Below are 1902 nucleotides of genomic sequence, written 5' to 3' on the forward strand. Positions count from 1 at the left end.
ATCCGGGATGCGCTCGTGCCCCGCCCGCAGCTCGGCGAGTTCCTGCTCGCCGGTGCGCGCACGAGTGCGCAGCTCGTCGAGCTCGCGGTCCACCTCGGAGATCCGCTGCCGCGCCTCCTGCAGCTTCGGCCGCGCCCAGCGGCGGGTGAGTTCCCGCGCCTGGCGCGTCGCCGCGCGGTCCGCCAGCAGCGCTTCGGCCTCCGGTGGCTCCGGCACCGGATCGTCCGAAGTGGACAGCGGCCAGTCGGCTGCCCAGCGCCGGACGTTGTCCCGCCACGTGCTCGCGGCCTCGGAGAGCCCCTGGTGCGCTTCGTTGCGCCGCCCGGCGGCTTCGGTGGCGATCAGCTGCGCTTGGCGCGCCTGCTGCTGCAGCTTGGCGACCTGCTCCTGCTGGCCGTCCAGTTCCACGGCCTGCTGGTGCAGCGCCAGCGTCAACGCGCCGCGCTGCTGCGCGACCGTGCCCGCGTGCGCGGCGCGATCGGCCGCGGCGCGGTACTGCTCGGCCAGCGCGTCGGTGCCGACCTCGGGGGCGCTGCGGCGTTCGATCTCCAGCGGCTCGGCGTCGGCCTCCGGCGCCGCACGCACCCGGTCCGGAGTGCTCACCGGCTCCGCCTTCGGCACCTCCGGCGGGCGCGGCACCAGGCCGCCGTCCAGCCCGGCCGCGGACAACTGCCGGTTCGCCCGCTGCGCCGCCTGCTCGGCCGACTCGCCGTCGCCGACCAGCCGCCGCAGCGTGCCCAGCACCGACTCCAGCGAGCGGTCCTCCTGCCCGCGCTGCCGCGCTGCGGTGTCCAGCGCCGACGCGGCCGCCGAGCGGGCGCCTTCCACGACCCGCTCGCGGTCGCGGAGGTTCTGCAGTTCGGCGTAGGCCGGGTGCGAGCGCAGCGCCTCGACGCTCGATTCCAGGCGGCCTTCGCGCTGCTCCAGCTCGGTCACCGACTGCTGCGCGGCGTCCCGGTCCGCGCGGTGCGCGGTGAGCTGCTTCTCCAGCTTCGCCAGCTCGTTGCGCAGCGAGCGCAGCTTGTCGCGGGCGGTCCGCATCGCCTCCGCGCGCTCGCGCAGCGCTCCCAGCGCGTAACCGGAATAGGCGGACAGGAACGCGCCCAGCGCCTTGTCCGCGCCGGTGAGCCGGACGATGTTCTCCCGGATCGACTCCAGGTCGTCGAACGAGGTCGCCAGCCGCTCGATCAGCGCGGGCTCCAGCGGCGGCAGCGCATCGGAGAGGATCTGCTCCAGCTGTCCTTCCAGCACCTTCAGGCCGACGTCCGGGTTGCGCAGCGTCCGCTGCAGGTGCAGCAGATCGCCGTAGCGCGCCGCGGGCACGCCGTAGACCTGCGCGGCGATCTTCGCGCGGAACGCCTGGTCGTCGAGCACGCAGTCGGCGCCGAGCCCGTCGCGCAGCGGCGCCGGGCCGAGCGGCACCCGCTCCGGGCCGATCAGGTGCAGCGTGTGGCCCACCCGGCGGGTGGTGATGAAGCGCCACGAGTCACTGACCGCCTGCGAGGTCTTCGACGCCTTCACGCCGACCCCGCAGGTCAGGAACTCCTCGCCGCCGTCGGGGCGATCGCGGCGCAGCTCCACCCACGCGTAGCCGATGCGGTTCGGGCCGCCGGGGTACTCGTCGAGCATCAGGCGGCGGATGCTGACCGTGTCGAAGCCCTTGGAACCGAGCTGGCGCAGGTCGCCGTCCAGGCACAGCGGCAGCAGCAGCTCCAGGGTGCGGGACTTGCCGGAGCCGTTGGTGCCCTGGAAGATCGCGCGGCCGCCGGAGAGGTCGAAGGTGTTCTCGGCGTACTGCCAGATGTTCACGATGCCGCCGCGGTGCAGGCGCCAGCGGTGCACCCCGGGCGCCGCGGGGTCGTCGGCGGCGAACTCGTGCGAGCCGTCCGCGGCGGAGTTCGC

1 pseudogene is annotated in these 1902 nt (G+C 74.7%); it reads right to left on the bottom strand.

Features of this window, described 5'->3' with window-relative positions:
* Positions 1-1842 (bottom strand): annotated as a pseudogene (locus IJH84_RS19630) (TIGR02680 family protein); the annotation flags it as partial.
* Positions 1843-1902: the final 60 nt, after the last annotated feature.

Origin of the sequence: Saccharopolyspora sp. (genome assembly GCF_017434145.1) — a bacterium.
GTDB classification, from domain to species: domain Bacteria; phylum Actinomycetota; class Actinomycetes; order Mycobacteriales; family Pseudonocardiaceae; genus Saccharopolyspora_C; species Saccharopolyspora_C galaxeae.